Origin of the sequence: Uruburuella suis, from assembly GCF_004341385.1 — a bacterium.
GTDB lineage: Bacteria > Pseudomonadota > Gammaproteobacteria > Burkholderiales > Neisseriaceae > Neisseria > Neisseria suis.
This window is the reverse complement of the sequence record NZ_SLXE01000043.1, coordinates 1,407-15,911: the sequence shown is the minus strand read 5'-3', so window position 1 is coordinate 15,911 and position 14,505 is coordinate 1,407. Positions and strand designations below refer to the sequence as shown.

Sequence of the window (14,505 nt, the reverse complement as noted above, 5' to 3'; positions counted from 1 at the left end):
AGGGCATTTTTTGTATTCAAAACCTTTGAATCCTTGAAATCCTTATAGCGTAAGACTTTCAGCAATTTTTAGCACCTTTTTTGTCCCTTATGCCCCAAAGAGCAATATGTGGAAGCTTACCAAGATGTGGGTAAAACACGCTATCGCTTTATTAAATCGGCGATTTACGATTATTTGCGCAACGGCACCACCATTATCTACAACCGCATCAACAACGAGCCGTTTGCCGATAATCTTGCCAAGCAGGTGGCGCAATTTGCGCGGGCGCAAACCATTGTGAGCGGCTATCTGGCCTTTGGCAGCGATTCTTCTTATGGCAATCATTGGGACACCCGTGATGTGTTTGCGGTGCAATTGGTGGGAAAAAAACATTGGACACTTTCCGCGCCCAATTTCGATATGCCGCTCTATATGCAGCAGGCCAAAGATATGCCGCACATCAAGCCGCCGCAAGCTATCGATATGGAAGTGGTGCTTGAAGCCGGCGATGTGCTCTATATCCCGCGCGGCTGGTGGCACAATCCCATGCCGATGGGCTGCGAAACCTTTCATCTGGCCATCGGCACCTTCCCACCCAACGGCTACAACTATATGGAATGGCTGATGAAAAAAGTGCCCGAAATCGCCAGCCTGCGCCAAAGTTTCCGCGGCTGGGAAGCCGATAAAGGCAATATTCAGGATATGGCGCAGCAGGTGGCCGGGCTGATTGCAAGCCCTGAATCTTATGAAAGCTTTATGCAGGCATTTTTGGGCGATCAGCGCGTGGATTCGCCTTTTATGATGGAGTGTTTCGGCAATCCCCATTCAGACGGCCTGCCGGATGATGCGCTGTTGCGCTTGAATGCGGTGGATATTTCCACTTTGGAAAAAGGCTATGTGATTGCCAATGGCACCAAAATCAATGTGGATGAAGAAGGCATCAAGGTTTTGGAAACACTTGGCAGCCGAGATAAAACGGGATTGGATTTATTGACCGTAGGTTGCGATGCCGAACAGCAAGTCAAAATCAAGGCTTTGGTGATGCAGTTGGGGATGTTGGATGTGATTGAAATTTTAAATGTATAAAAATCTTGACATAGTCACTTTGTATTATTCAAGTTTAATATTTTATTATTTATATGGAATTTAAAAATATATTAATAAATATAGTTTATTTTTTAAAATGATAATAAATAATCAAAAATGAATAAATAAATTGTCATAATAATTTTAAAAATACTTGTATTAATTGTTGTTGTGTTCAATATATTTGGATTGATTGATAAATGCATAATGAAAGATCTAATCGATAATAAATTTTTCAATAAAATAGTTTTTATATTTTCATATTTCCCAGTAGTTATTTTGTTATTTATAAATTAATAATTTTTTAAAACTTAGCCATTGAATTATAGGAGGGAGACAAACATAAATAATCAAGTCTTTAAATGTCAGAAGGAGGTTTATAAGGAGTTAGATTTGAACGAGCAAGAAAAAAATATCTCGAAATTTAAAATGAAGCATTTTTTGATTTTTTTAGTAATCGGCATTTTATTTGCTTTTTTATTCAGATTAATAGCAGTGTTTTTATTACCCCAAAGCATGGATGATATTAATCGTTCAACTATTATCACCGGATTGGATTTTCTTGCGTTTGGGTATGCATTTTTTATAGTAAAGAAAAAATCTCTAAAATGAAAGGAATTAAAAATGAAAGAATTGCAGATAAATCAATTAATGTTGGTAAGTGGAGGGGCGGGGAAGGATACGATTGCTCAAGTTATTGGCGAAGCCATTGGAAGTGGTGAAATGACATATGGGAAATTGTTGGGCGGTGTAACAGCTATTGCTGTAGCTAGGATAGGCGGCAATAATCAAGTTTCTTATGGAACAGCGGCGGCGGCAGGGGCTTATGTAACGAAATTTACTGATGATGCTATAAATAGCCCACCATATAATGGACGTCCTATTTTTGAAATTGAGCACGGACTAACAGCTCAGGATGGAACAGGTTATTGAAATAGTAGAGATAATTTAATATCTGATTATTCTTATAATTTTTTGGAAGATTAATGAAAATTAATTTGGATAATATGATTAAAAACTGGAAAGTATTTTTAATTATCATATTTTTATGCCAGCTTTTTATGCTATTGGTCTTTAAAATATTTGGTATAGAAAAATTTCTTTCTCTAACTGATTCGGAATGGAGTATTTTCTTTTCTACTTCAGGGTTTCTTTTTTATATACATTGGAAAAAAGATAACTAACCCGGATGTGATTTAATAACACAGGCTATTTAAGGCTTACTAAAGTAAATACATGATTCCTTCAATTATGAATTATATATTTTAGAAATTTTGAGTTTCTGATATGTAAATTAATTTACGGACACGAAAATATTCAAACTGTCGAATAGCGCTGACAAAGGGTTATATCATTGCCAATCGCGCCAAAATTAACATAGATGAGGACGACATCAAAGTATTCGGGCTGCTTGCCAAATAGGAAAAAACCGGTTTGAAAACGCTGTTGCTCAAACGCGACTCGGCATAACAGAATAAAATTCGGGCATTGATTTTACAATTGGAAATGTTGTATATCATTGAAATTATTTAGAGAAAATAGGGTTTTTGGAGTTGAGGAGTGGATTGGTTTGAATAATAAGGAGAGGAAAATGTGAATATTATTCTTAATGTATGCAAATATTTTTTTATTTCAGCAGCAATTATCACTGCGTATTTTTGGTGTGATGAAATGCTTAAAAATGGCCTTTCACAAAAGAAACTTTATATTTATGCAAAGGCATTTTTAATATTTTTGATATTAATTTTTGTTGCAAATGGTTGGAGAAGTCATGGCATTTAATTTTGTAATTATTTTTGTAGGTGATTTTTGGTTTCTTTTTTTGTGGCTAAATTTTTTAATTTAGATAAAATATATGTGGATAAATATAATATAAATATCAAATTGTTATATAGTTTAATGGCTTTAGCATCTTTAATATTTACAGGTGTAATATATTTAATTTATAGATAATATAAATATATTGTTTATTTTTTAATTTAGAAATATATTTTAATTAGTTTAATATCAGTTTTTTGAATTTATATTTAGTTTTGATATTTGGCTTTGAATGATAAAGGAAGTTTATGGCATTGACTTTGAGTGTTGTTTTTTTGGGCAGTTTGTGTTCTCTTATTTTGATAGGTAAAGTTTTTAAAAATGAAAAAGCGATAAATGAAAATTTAAAAGCTTTAAATATTACTAAAATCATGGTGGCGCACAGGAAAGAAACCATCGACTCGGCTGATAGGGTGATTAATCTGGGTGCAGCAGTTGTTTGAAAAAAGGCCGTCTGAAACCCTGGGTTTATCAACTCAATCTATGCTGTTGCAGCATGCAGTTTCGTGTCACTTTTTCTTGCATTTAACTATATTTGGCCGCCAATCGAGTCAATAATACCCATTCGAAAAAATAACCTAACTGCGTTGGCTCGCCTAGCTGTATGTCTTCGGCTCGCCGCCTTGTTATCTTATTTTTTCGAATGGGTATAAGCGTGAAGAAATATGTGAAACGCCGTCTGAAAGTTTTCAGACGGCCTGTCTTACGGTTTGTATCGTTGTAGGTCGGAAACTTGTATCCGACATTTATCGTATCGCCGCTTTGAAAATCTTGTTCTGCAAACAAGTGTCGGATTCGAGCATCCGACCTACGCACTACGGCTCGAAAAATGCTGTCTGAACGCTTTCAGACGGCATGGCTTGTTGTGCGGATGGCTGCGTTTATCCGCAAGCGGCGGGGCTGACTTGCAGGCTGCGGTTGTGGAAGGCGGCCAGGGTGTTGCGGTGGCCGATGCTCACGATAATGCTTTGGGGCAGGCGTGTTTTGATGAGTTGATAAAGCGCCGCTTCGGTGGGTTCGTCAAGTGCGGAGGTGGCTTCGTCGAGCAGCACCACTTGCGCTTGGGTGAGCAAAATGCGCACAAAGGCGATGCGTTGCAATTCGCCCGGCGAGAGGCGTTGCTGCCAATCGTCGTGCTCATCGAGTTTGTCGACTAAATGGCCGAGGCGGCAATCGAGCAGGGCGCCGATCAAATCGGGGTGGCGGCTGCTGATATCGGGGTAGCACACGGCTTCGCGCAGGCTGCCCTGCGGTACATAGGGGCGCTGTGGCACAAATAAGATGTGTTCGTGGGCGGGGCGCTGAATGCAGCCGCTGCTGCCGAAAGGCCATAAGCCGGCCAGCGCGCGCAGAAGCGAGGTTTTGCCGCAGCCGCTGGGGCCTTGAATCAGCAGGGCATCGCCGCGCTGCGCATCGATATTGATGTGTTCGAGCAGCACTTCGCCGTTGTTGCGGTAGAGCGCCACATCATTGAGGATAAGGCCGTCTGAAACTTCGCTCACTTGCGGCTGCTTGAAAGCGGGGTATTCGGTGAGGTTTTCCATAAAGCCGCTCAAGCGCTCGAGCCTTGCTTGATAGGCGGTGAATTGCTCGTAAAAGTTGCGGAAAAACGATAATGCCCGTTGCAGGCGGTTGAATGCCTGCACGGTTTGGTGCATGTCGCCTATGGTGACTTGGCCGGCAAAAAAGCGCGGTGCCTGCAACATCAGCGGCAAAAGCTGCACGCCTTGAGTGATGCCGGAATTGAAACCGTTGAGGCCGAGCGAGCGGTAAACGATGCGCCAGCGGTTGTCGATGATGCGGCGGAAATGCGTGCGCAGGTTTTGGCGTTCCACTTTTTCGCCGTCGTAAAAGGCGATGCTCTCGGCGTGATCGCGCACGCGGATCAGCGAATAGCGGTAGTTGCCGTTGAGGCGTTCGTTGTTGAAGTTTAGTTTTATCAGCGGCTTGCCTATCCACATGGCCACAAAAGTGGCCAAAATCACAAAAATAAACACGAAAAACACCATGCCGCGCGGAATTTCAAAGCCAAACAGCGCGAGCACACCCGACAAGCCCCACAACACAATCGAAAATTCAATCGCCGACACTACGGAATTAATCATGCCGCGCACAAATTCTACCGTGGTGGCGATAAAGTCTTGCGCATCTTGCTGGATACGCTGATCGATATTGTCGGGGCGCTGGCGGCGCATTTGCAGGCGGTAGTAGTTTTTATTTGCCAGCCAACGCTCGGTGAGCGCGTGGTTGAGCCGCTCGAGCCAGCGGATTTGCAACACCTGCCCCAGCCACTCATCAATGATTTCGTTCACAATACGCACGCCGAGCAAAAGGGCATTGAGCGAGGCGAAAAACCAGAAAGCGTTGAGGTTTTTGTCTTGCAGGGCGCTGTAGAGGCCGTTGTAGAAAAAAGTGTTGAGCACGCTGAAACGCACTTCGAGCAGAAGCAGCAGCAATAAAAGCGCCACCATCATCACGATTTTGGCGATGTTGGCGCGGCTCAAACAAGGCTGGAGCACGCGCCAAAACTGGCGGCCGAAAATAGTGCGCCGCAGTGCGAAAATCAGCAGTGCGCACACGATAACCACGCCGATAAAAGTTTGCAATAGCCATAAAGGTGTGCCGTAGAGCTCGGCTTGCCATTTTTCCATAATGAGATGCTTGAGGCCGTCTGAAAGATTGAAAAGGCTTTCAGACGGCCTGTGGATAAGGGTGAAAAGGGTTTACTTTCAGTTTGGAAAATAAGATAAAAGGGCGGCCGCTTGTTTGGCAATTCGGTGCGGCCGGGATTGCGGGATTGGGTTTCAGACGGCCAGAACCGATCAGGCCGTCTGAAAAGGCTGCTTTCTGCGTTTAAAAACCCAGTTTGGCGCTGAACAACACCGTGCGCGGCTCGCCTATGGAAAGGAAGGGCATGGTGGAATTGGAGCCGGTGCTGGAAAGGTAGTAAAGTTTGTTGCCGAGATTTTTGCCGGTGATGCGCAGATTGAGCGGGTGCTTGCCCAGCTTGGCATCGTAGGAAACAAAGGCGTTGTAAATGGTGGCTGAGGGCAGGGTGAACCAGCCGCCTTTGGTGTTGCCCACGCCCCACGAGCCGATGTAGTGCGCGCCGGCGCCACCTCGCCAGCTGCCGCCTGCGGCATGGCCGAAGTCGTAAGTGAGGGTGAGGCCGGCTTCGTGTTTGGGCACGCTGTCGAAGCGCTGGCCGATGGTGGCGGGGCGGGTGTCGTCTTGCAGGATTTTGGTGTCGGTGTAGGCATAGTTGGCCGACACGCCGAGTTTGTCGGTAAGCTTGCCGTTTACATCGATTTCGAGTCCTTGCGAGCGGTTTTTACCGATGATGCGGGTTTCACTTTCGCCGTTTTCGTTGGTGATGCTGCCGGCCACGTTTTTCTTTTTAATATGAAACAAGGCCAGGCTGGTGCTCAAATGCTCGCCGTTGTATTTGGTGCCGATTTCAAACTGGCGGCCTTCTTCCGGGGCAATTTCCTTACCTTGAAAATCGGTGCCGCGGCTTACATTGGGCGTGAGCGAGGTGGCATAGTTGCCATAAAGCGACCAGCGCGGGGTGAGTAAATACACGGCGCCCAGCTGCGGCAGCACTTTGAAACCTTCGCTATAGTTGCGAAACAGGCTGCTGTTGCGGCCTTTGCCGGAAATGCTGCGGTAATATTGGCCGCGCAGGCCGCCGGAAAGTACCCATTTATCGCCGATATACATATTGTCTTGCGCAATCAGGGCAAATGTTTTCAGGCGCTCCATTTGATCGCTTTGGGCGCTCTCCACTGCGCTGCCCGAGCTTTCAATCAGGTCGGAGCCGACATATTGCGGATTGTCGACTGAGAAACCGCGGATATTGCGGCTGCGATACATATCGCCCAGCCACAATTCGCTCAGCATGCTTTGTGCGCCGAAGCGCAGCTTGTGGGTGATGTTTTCACCTTGTTCTACAACGCCCAGCGCCTCTGCATGCAGATTGTGGGCATAGAAATCGGAAGGGCGCGTGCCATCCACGCGGCGGGTAACGGTGCGGGTGGCGGCATCATAGCTGATGATGCGCGCCTGCCAGTCGCTGTAGTGGTTGATGTTGTAGCTGTAGCCGGCTTTGAGCGTCCAGTCGGAATTGAGCTTGTGCTCGCCGGTGAGCTGGAATAAGTGGGAATGGCCGTTTGAAACGTTGAAATCTTCATCCAAACGCCGTTTGGCGGGAATATCCATCGGCTTGCCATAGCTGGCGTAGCCTTTGTTGTTGTCGTTCAAATCCAGATAAGTGCCGCGGTCAAACGGCACGCGGTAATTTTGATATTCGTAGGCGGCCAACACTTTGGTGTTGTCGTTTTGCCAAGAGAGAGAAGGCGCAATAATGCTTTGCTCGTATTTGCCGAAGTTGCGCCATGAATTTTTGGCGGTGTAGTCGGCGATAAAACGGTAAGCCAGCCCGTTGCTGCCGATAGGGCCTGTGTTGTCGAAGCCGATTTGGCGGTTGGCATAGCTGCCGTAAGCAGCGCTGATGCTGTTTTCCTGAGCTTGGTGGTTGGGCTTTTTGGAAATGATATTGATAACGCCGCCGGGATCCTGCATGCCGTAGAGCATGGAGGCGGGGCCTTTGAGCACTTCCACGCGCTCGGCCGTGGCGGTGTAGTTGCGCGCCTGGGTCATTTCAAAGCCGTTGCGCATAATGGAATGATCGCGGTTGCCGCCGTAGCCACGCTTCACAATGGCATCGAGGGTGCCTGCCAAGTTGTTGCCCTGATGCAGGCCGCTGATGCCGGTAACGGCTTCTTCCAGGGTGAAGGGCTGCTTGTCTTCCAATTGCTGCTGCGTAACCACGTCGATGCTGTAGGGGGTGTCGAGAATCGATGTGTTTACACCGGTGATGTTGCTGCGTTCGGCTTTGTAGCCGGTTTCCATATTCAGGCGTTTGGCGTGCACTTCTACTGTATCCAACTCGCTGGTGTGGGTGTTGTCGGCATAAGCGTAAGTGGCGCTAAGGCCGGCAAGCGCCAGAGCAAACGGGGTGAAACGGGGCACCATGGTGTATCCTGATTGAATTAATATCGATTATCTATATTTTATATTAAATTTTAATTATTATCATTTAGAAAGTTATAAAATTTCATATTACGCGTGCTGAATTTTGAGTGCGTGCTTTTAATGCATTGAATTCATTTGAAATCAGGAGTGAATCTATTGTTGCAATAATCTATCGTTGCAATATTGATGTTTGTTGTATTGCTGCCGATGCAGGCGGCGATAACTGCGTATAGAGGTGATGAGGTGAATGGCAAATATAGTGAAATCAAAGAAAACGGGCACAAAAAACATAGATCTCAAACTGTGCGTAGGGTATGTGGCGCAGTCACGCACGCGGTTTGAACGGTTTCTGCTTGCGTGGCCGAACCGCACACTCTACGCCGGCCAGTGTAGGTTTTGTTTTGATTTCACTATAGTGAAATGCAAGAAAAAGTGATACAAAACTGCGCACCATAACGGATAGATTGGGTTGTCAAACCCAAGGTTTCAGACGGCCAACGGGCTTGTTGGGTTTTCAACCCAACAAGCCCGTTGTGTCACTTTTTTATGCATTCCACTATATATTTTGACTTTGCAAGGTTATTTTTGAAAATTGGCAGATAAAGAGATGTTGTAGAAAATGCTTAATGTTTATGCACATCAAACAGGCCGTCTGAACGCTTTCAGACGGCCTGTTTGATGTGCAACGATGAAAGAGCGTTTACGATGAAAAAGTGTTGCAGCGGTTGATGTCGCCGTTTTGCAGGCCGCGTTGAAACCAGGCCAGGCGCTCGGCCGATGAGCCGTGGGTGAAGCTGTCGGGCACGGCATAGCCTTGTGCGCGTTTTTGCAGGCGGTCGTCGCCCACAGCTTGGGCGGCACCGAACGCTTCTTCCAAATCGCCCGCTTCAAACAGATTTTGCGCTTGAGCGTGGTTGGCCCAAATGCCGGCAAAGCAATCGGCCTGCAATTCGAGTTTCACCGAAAGCGCATTGGCCTGCTTGGCGCTGGCGCCTTGTTGCGCTTGGTTGACTTGCGGCAAAATGCCGAGCAGATTTTGCACATGGTGGCCGACTTCGTGGGCAATCACATAGGCAAAAGCCGCATCGCCCGAAGCGCCCAGCTGCTTGCGCATGTCTTCATAAAAAGACAAATCCAAATAAACCTTGCGGTCTTGCGGGCAGTAAAAAGGCCCCATAGCGGCTTGGCCGGTGCCGCAGGCGGTTTGGGTGCCGGCGGTGTAGAGCACCATGGTGGGCGGGGTGTAGCGCGCATTGTTGTTGGCGAAATATTGGCTCCAGGTAGTTTCCGTGTCGGCCAGCACCACGCGCGCCAATTCGTTGAGCTGGGCTTCTTGCTGGCTGTTGAGCGTGGATGGTTGGGTCACCTGAGTGCCGGCGGCGGGTGAGCCGACCACGCCGGATAAATCCACACCGTAATAAGCGCCGACCAGCAAAATAATGATGCCGATGATGCCGGTGCTTTTGCCGCCGATTCGGCTGCCTTGGCCGCGGCGGTCTTCTACATTCGAGCTTTGTTTGCGTCCTTGCCAGCGCATGGCGGTGTCCTTTGCATTTCAATAAGGTAAAGTCGGCCTATTATACGGCAGCCCGTTGCCGCGCTCGGGCAGTTTTGCGCGGCGGCGGCTTTTTTGCCCGGGCGGGTGTCGCGTTTTTCAGACGGCCTTGGTGTTATCCAAGCTTTATAAGGCAATCAGATTATTGAACCGCATCACCAGTCGCCGCGCTTTACCTTGTCGATCTGGCGGCGGTCGCGCTTGGTCGGCCGCCCGTCGGGATAAGCGGCGCTGATGCGGCTGGCTTGATCAAGCAATTTTTGCTGCTCGCGCAATTGGGCGGTTTGCATGTCTTCTTCATAAAGCTTGCGGGCTTCGGGCGCGGGGCGGCGCTGGTGGTTGAGCGCGAGCACGTTGATTTTGTAGGGCAGGGAATTGAGGGTGAGATCGAGGGTGTCGCCGGCGCTGATGTTTTTGCTATTTTTCACTTTGGCACCGTTTACCAGCACACGACCAAGCTCGATGTGTTTTTGCGCCAGCGCGCGGGTTTTGAAAAAACGGGTAGCCCACAGCCATTTGTCGAGCCGCATGGCGCTATCGGTTTCGGAAGATTTCATACAATGCGGGATAAAGATTGGAATTCGATTCAGTTTAGCATATTATGTATGTTTAGTATGAATGCACTAGGGGCTGTGTGCGCCGGTGAAAATGGCTTTCAGACGGCCTGCCAAGATGGCTAACGCTGAAAAATGCCGGCCGATGCCGTCTGAAAAGCCCGCTCTGCGATGGAAAACCTTGTGACAAATGCTGTCAAAACCATCATCTTCGCGTATGATTACGCGCAACGCTCAATCAATTAAGTGTTAAGAGACCCTTATCTATGAAACCTGTTTTTCTCGACTTTGAGCAGCCGATTGCCGAGCTGACCAAAAAAATTGACGAGCTGCGCTTTGTGCAGGGTGAATCCGCCGTGGATATTTCGGATGAAATCACCCGTTTGCAAAAGAAAAGCACCGATTTGACCAAATCGATTTTCAGCAAGCTCACGCCTGTGCAGGTGTCGCAAGTGTCGCGTCACCCTCAGCGCCCCTACACATTGGACTACATCCAAGCCATTTTCACCGATTTTGAAGAGCTGCACGGCGACCGTCATTTTGCCGATGATTATGCCATTGTAGGCGGTTTGGCACGGTTTAACGGCCAAAGCGTGATGGTGATCGGCCATCAAAAAGGGCGCGACACCAAAGAAAAAATCCGCCGCAATTTCGGCATGCCGCGCCCCGAAGGCTACCGCAAGGCCTTGCGCCTGATGCAGACGGCTGAAAAATTCAGCCTGCCGATTATGACTTTTGTCGACACGCCCGGTGCTTATCCGGGTATCGGTGCAGAAGAGCGTGGCCAGTCTGAGGCCATCGGCCGCAATCTTTACGAGCTCACGCGCCTGCGTGTGCCGGTGTTGTGCACCATTATCGGCGAGGGCGGCTCCGGCGGCGCGCTGGCAATTGCCGTGGGCGATTATGTAAACATGCTGCAATATTCCACTTATTCGGTGATTTCGCCTGAGGGCTGCGCCTCAATTTTGTGGAAAACCGCCGAAAAAGCGCCCGATGCGGCGCAAGCTTTGGGCATCACCGCCAAGCGTTTGGCCGAATTGAAGCTGATCGACCGCATTATCGAAGAGCCGCTGGGCGGCGCGCACCGCGACCATGCCGAAATCACCCGCCGTGTGAAAGAAGTGCTCACCGAGCAGTTGCGCACCGTGCAGGATATGCCGATGGCCGATTTGCTCACCCGCCGCTTCGACCGCATTATGGCTTATGGCCAGTTTGTTGAAAAATAATGCGCTCATCGCGAAAAGCAGGCTGAAAGGCCTGCTTTTTTATTTGCGTGTCTGATACCAATCCAAAAAAATAACCTAACTTCGTTGTCTCGCCTTGCCGTACTATCTGTACTGTCTGCGGCTCGCCGCCTTGTTAGCTTACTTTTTTGAATTGGTATGATAGGCGGCGGTGAAATGTGCAGCTTCGGATGTGGCAAAAAGTTTCATCGCTCTGCAAAGCACGAAGCTGTTATATTGCAATATATGATTGAAAATCAATTTATTGAACCTAAATCAAGCAGCCGGACTATGGGTTTTGCAAGCAAGGCAAGCCGGACTTTTATCTTTTGGCTTTCTATATTATAGAATATGCGTTGCGCAAACCTGCCCAAGCAAAATTCTGCTTATCTTCCCTATCAAACAACTCAAGGCCGTCTGAAAAAATGACTGTTTCCCAACCGATTCCATCCCAAGCGCCAGGCTCTGTACATAACTTGGCCGGCCATTTGGCTGATGTGTGGCCGCCACAAATCGGTGCCGGTTGCGTCATCGAGGTCGGGCTGAGCGGCGGCCTCGATTCGGTGGTGTTGCTGCATGTGTTGGCAGGTTTGCGGCCGCGCTTCGGCTTTTTGTTGCGGGCGGTGCATGTGCATCATGGTTTGAATGCGGCGGCGGATGAATGGGCGGCATTTTGTGTGAATTTATGCCGCTCGCTGGATGTGCCACTGCGGCTTGAACACGTTCATATAGAAGCCGCTGGCTTGGGGATGGAAGCGGCAGCGCGGCGCGAGCGCTATGCGGCGTTTGCCCGTGGCGGCGCAAATGTGTTGGCGCTGGCGCATCATCAAGACGACCAAGTGGAAACTTTTATGCTGGCTGCTTTGCGCGGCGGCGGTTTGCGTGCGCTATCGGCCATGCCGATGTGGCGGCCGCTCGATGCGCACACGCAAATCTGGCGGCCGCTGCTGGCGCATACGCGGGCGCAATTGGCGGATTATGCCCAGGCAAATGCGCTGGCTTATGTTGAAGACTCAAGCAATGCCGACACGGCATTGCTACGCAACTGGCTGCGGCAGCAAGCCTTGCCTGCATGGCGGCAGCGGCTGCCGCAGCTCGACCGGCATCTGATCAGCAGCGTGGCGCTGCTGCAAGAAGAGCAGGCTTTGCTAAATGAAGTTGTAGCGGCGGATTGGGCTGAAATTCATCAGGGCGGTGATTTCGATTTGGCAAGTTGGCGGCAATTGAGCACATTGCGCCGCCGCCAACAATTGTTGCGGTTTGCCCGGCTGCATTCGCTGGGCACGCCCCGATATGCTGCGGTGGCGGATTTTGAGCAGGTGTTGGAAAAGATTCAGACGGCCTCTGCAGAGTGGCGTTTGCCGCACGGGCGCGCGCTGGCTTACCGCAATCGGCTGTTTGCCTTTCAAGATGATTGGCAGCAAGATTGCGCCTGGCTCAAGCCCGGGCGCCCTTTGTCAGGCCGTCTGAACAATATCTTAACGAATAACGGCTTTACCTTGAGCACGCATTCGTTTGGGTTGAGTGAAGAAGTGTTGGCACAATTTGGCACAGTGCGCCCGGCTACTACCGATGAGGTGATTAATTTGACCGTTGGTCGGAAAAGTGTTCGCAAAATTTTACAAGAATGCGGCGTGTTGCCGTTTGTGCGGCCTTATTGGCCGATTGTAACCGATGGTGAAAACCGCTGCGTGGCTATTGCCAATGTGTGGGTAAATGTTCATTATGGCGTCGCCGGCGGGAAGCTGCCGGTTTGTGAAAAAATTAATCGCTTTATACTGGAACCAAAATAAAGCAGCGGCGTCATATTGATAAAATGCATGCTGCCTGCTCAGGGTTATTAAAGGTTATACATGAACGATCGTGAAATCGATCAGGCGCTGGTAGAACGTGCACAAAAAGGTGAACACAAAGCGTTTGAATTGCTGGTTTCGAAATACCAGCGGCGCCTGACACGTCTGTTGTCCCGTTTTATCAAAGACGAACATGAAGTGAACGATGTGGCGCAGGAAGCGCTGATCAAAGCCTATCGCGCCTTGCCGAATTTTCGCGGCGAAAGCGCGTTTTACACTTGGCTTTACCGCATCGGTATCAACACGGCCAAAAATTTCTTGGCCACTTCGGGCAAGCGTCCTTTTATGAGCGCAGATGTTGCCAACGAAGAAGGGGATATTCTGGATCTGGCCGACCAGCTTGCCGATAATCACACCCCCGAAGCAGAAATGCTCAATCGGGAGATTTTGCAAACGGTGGAGGCTGCCGTGGCCAAACTGCCCGAAGATTTGCGCAAAGCAATTACCTTGCGTGAAATGGAAGGCTTGTCTTACGAAGAAATTGCTCAGATTATGGATTGTCCGATCGGCACGGTGCGCTCCCGCATTTTCAGGGCGCGCGAAGTGATTGCAAAAGATTTGCGTCCCTTGCTGGACACATCCGAAGACCAAAGGTGGTAAGGAATGTCAACAGATAAAAATCAAGACCAAGATTTTGAGTATGTGTCTGCGGCGATGGATGACGACCTCTCTGAAGAGGCGCTCGCCCGCTTGCTGGAAGATGCAGATGCTCAACAAAAATGGTACGAATATCATTTAATCCGCGATTATTTGCAACACGCCAAACCGGTGGTGGGCAAAGACATCAAGCCGGTTTCCAAAGAAGCTTTCACCGCCTCTTTGGCGGATGTGGCTGCGGAAAATAAAAGTCGCCGCACAGCCAAACCTATGCGCGCCGAGCATGCCTCAAACCGCGCATTCCGCGGCTTTGCCGTAGCCGCCAGCGTGCTGGCGGTGGCGGTGGCCGCTTGGCAGCTGTTGCCGCAAGGCGGCAATGCCGATGCGGTGGTGGCGGTCGAGCAAGTGCAGCAACCGGCCAAAGCCGATAGTGCCGTGATGCCGGTGGGCGGCAATGCCCAAGGCCATGCCGCACCGCCCGCTGTGTCGGCCGATAAAGGCGTGGTGATGCCCAATGCGGCCGCAGCCAATCAGCCGGAAGCGCAGATGAAGCCGGCAATTCAAGTTGAAAAACCTGCCGCTGCCGCTGCCGCACAACCCGGTGCAGCCAGCGCTGCGCAAGTGGTGCAATAAATATTGCGTTGTTGAGCTTTGCGCCATAAAAAATTTCCGCCCAAGGGGCGGAAATTTTTTATGGCCGTCTGAAACATTTATGGCCGTCTGAAACATTTATGGCCGTCTGAAACATTTATGGCCGTCTGAAACATTTATGGCCGTCTGAAACATTTATGGCCGTCTGAAACAAG

General features: G+C 49.1%; 12 protein-coding genes and 1 pseudogene. 9 read left to right on the top strand and 4 right to left on the bottom strand.

Annotated elements, in window-relative coordinates:
• Window positions 1–108: 108 nt before the first annotated feature.
• The 5 genes and pseudogenes from EV680_RS11110 to EV680_RS12225 all read left to right on the top strand — a co-directional run.
• Complete coding sequence (locus EV680_RS11110; protein ID WP_165870944.1) at window positions 109–1,065, top strand: JmjC domain-containing protein; 957 nt, start codon at window positions 109–111, stop codon at window positions 1,063–1,065.
• Between the two features lie 393 nt (window positions 1,066–1,458).
• Entirely contained in the window at window positions 1,459–1,677 is a 219-nt protein-coding gene (locus EV680_RS11105; protein ID WP_132954812.1) for a hypothetical protein, read from the top strand.
• Between the two features lie 12 nt (window positions 1,678–1,689).
• Complete coding sequence (locus EV680_RS11100; RefSeq protein ID WP_132954811.1) at window positions 1,690–1,998, top strand: hypothetical protein; 309 nt, start codon at window positions 1,690–1,692, stop codon at window positions 1,996–1,998.
• Window positions 1,999–2,658: 660 nt separating this feature from the next.
• Window positions 2,659–2,847 carry a hypothetical protein gene (locus tag EV680_RS11095; RefSeq protein ID WP_132954810.1) on the top strand — a complete coding sequence of 63 codons (189 nt, stop codon included), beginning with the start codon at window positions 2,659–2,661 and terminating at the stop codon, window positions 2,845–2,847.
• Window positions 2,848–3,203: 356 nt separating this feature from the next.
• Window positions 3,204–3,326, top strand: a pseudogene (locus EV680_RS12225) (ATP-binding cassette domain-containing protein); the annotation flags it as partial.
• A 438-nt stretch (window positions 3,327–3,764) separates the two neighbouring features.
• Here EV680_RS12225 and EV680_RS11085 read toward each other — a convergent pair.
• From EV680_RS11085 to EV680_RS11070, 4 genes are all read right to left on the bottom strand, one after another.
• Complete coding sequence (locus EV680_RS11085) at window positions 3,765–5,534, bottom strand: ABC transporter ATP-binding protein/permease (protein ID WP_132954808.1); 1,770 nt, start codon at window positions 5,532–5,534, stop codon at window positions 3,765–3,767.
• Window positions 5,535–5,736: 202 nt separating this feature from the next.
• Window positions 5,737–7,917: a TonB-dependent siderophore receptor gene (locus EV680_RS11080; RefSeq protein ID WP_132954807.1), complete on the bottom strand. Its 2,181-nt coding sequence runs from the start codon at window positions 7,915–7,917 to the stop codon at window positions 5,737–5,739.
• Between the two features lie 700 nt (window positions 7,918–8,617).
• Window positions 8,618–9,454: a KPN_02809 family neutral zinc metallopeptidase gene (gene ypfJ / locus EV680_RS11075; RefSeq protein WP_132954806.1), complete on the bottom strand. Its 837-nt coding sequence runs from the start codon at window positions 9,452–9,454 to the stop codon at window positions 8,618–8,620.
• Between the two features lie 173 nt (window positions 9,455–9,627).
• Window positions 9,628–10,029 carry an RNA-binding S4 domain-containing protein gene (locus EV680_RS11070; RefSeq protein WP_132954805.1) on the bottom strand — a complete coding sequence of 134 codons (402 nt, stop codon included), beginning with the start codon at window positions 10,027–10,029 and terminating at the stop codon, window positions 9,628–9,630.
• A gap of 263 nt (window positions 10,030–10,292) precedes the next feature.
• Here EV680_RS11070 and EV680_RS11065 point away from each other — a divergent pair, with 263 nt between their 5' ends.
• The 4 genes from EV680_RS11065 to EV680_RS11050 all read left to right on the top strand — a co-directional run bounded on the left by EV680_RS11065 (window position 10,293) and on the right by EV680_RS11050 (window position 14,332).
• Entirely contained in the window at window positions 10,293–11,252 is a 960-nt protein-coding gene (locus tag EV680_RS11065; protein ID WP_132954804.1) for an acetyl-CoA carboxylase carboxyltransferase subunit alpha, read from the top strand.
• A 422-nt stretch (window positions 11,253–11,674) separates the two neighbouring features.
• Entirely contained in the window at window positions 11,675–13,042 is a 1,368-nt protein-coding gene (gene tilS, locus EV680_RS11060) for a tRNA lysidine(34) synthetase TilS (protein WP_132954803.1), read from the top strand.
• 60 nt (window positions 13,043–13,102) lie between these two features.
• The gene (gene rpoE, locus EV680_RS11055) at window positions 13,103–13,702 is read left to right on the top strand and encodes an RNA polymerase sigma factor RpoE (protein WP_132954802.1); all 600 of its coding nucleotides are present in this window, start codon (window positions 13,103–13,105) and stop codon (window positions 13,700–13,702) included.
• A 3-nt stretch (window positions 13,703–13,705) separates the two neighbouring features.
• The gene (locus tag EV680_RS11050) at window positions 13,706–14,332 is read left to right on the top strand and encodes a sigma-E factor negative regulatory protein (protein ID WP_132954801.1); all 627 of its coding nucleotides are present in this window, start codon (window positions 13,706–13,708) and stop codon (window positions 14,330–14,332) included.
• The last annotated feature ends 173 nt before the right edge of the window (window positions 14,333–14,505 follow it).

Excerpts from the sequence above, each read along its gene's own strand:
- EV680_RS11080 (WP_132954807.1), bottom strand. The coding sequence starts at position 7,917 with ATGGTGCCCCGTTTCACCCCGTTTGCTCTGGCGCTTGCCGGCCTTAGC.
- EV680_RS11050 (WP_132954801.1), top strand. The coding sequence starts at position 13,706 with ATGTCAACAGATAAAAATCAAGACCAAGATTTTGAGTATGTGTCTGCG.
- EV680_RS11070 (WP_132954805.1), bottom strand. The coding sequence starts at position 10,029 with ATGAAATCTTCCGAAACCGATAGCGCCATGCGGCTCGACAAATGGCTG.
- ypfJ (WP_132954806.1), bottom strand. The coding sequence starts at position 9,454 with ATGCGCTGGCAAGGACGCAAACAAAGCTCGAATGTAGAAGACCGCCGC.
- rpoE (WP_132954802.1), top strand. The coding sequence starts at position 13,103 with ATGAACGATCGTGAAATCGATCAGGCGCTGGTAGAACGTGCACAAAAA.
- tilS (WP_132954803.1), top strand. The coding sequence starts at position 11,675 with ATGACTGTTTCCCAACCGATTCCATCCCAAGCGCCAGGCTCTGTACAT.
- EV680_RS11100 (WP_132954811.1), top strand. The coding sequence starts at position 1,690 with ATGAAAGAATTGCAGATAAATCAATTAATGTTGGTAAGTGGAGGGGCG.
- EV680_RS11085 (WP_132954808.1), bottom strand. The coding sequence starts at position 5,534 with ATGGAAAAATGGCAAGCCGAGCTCTACGGCACACCTTTATGGCTATTG.
- EV680_RS11065 (WP_132954804.1), top strand. The coding sequence starts at position 10,293 with ATGAAACCTGTTTTTCTCGACTTTGAGCAGCCGATTGCCGAGCTGACC.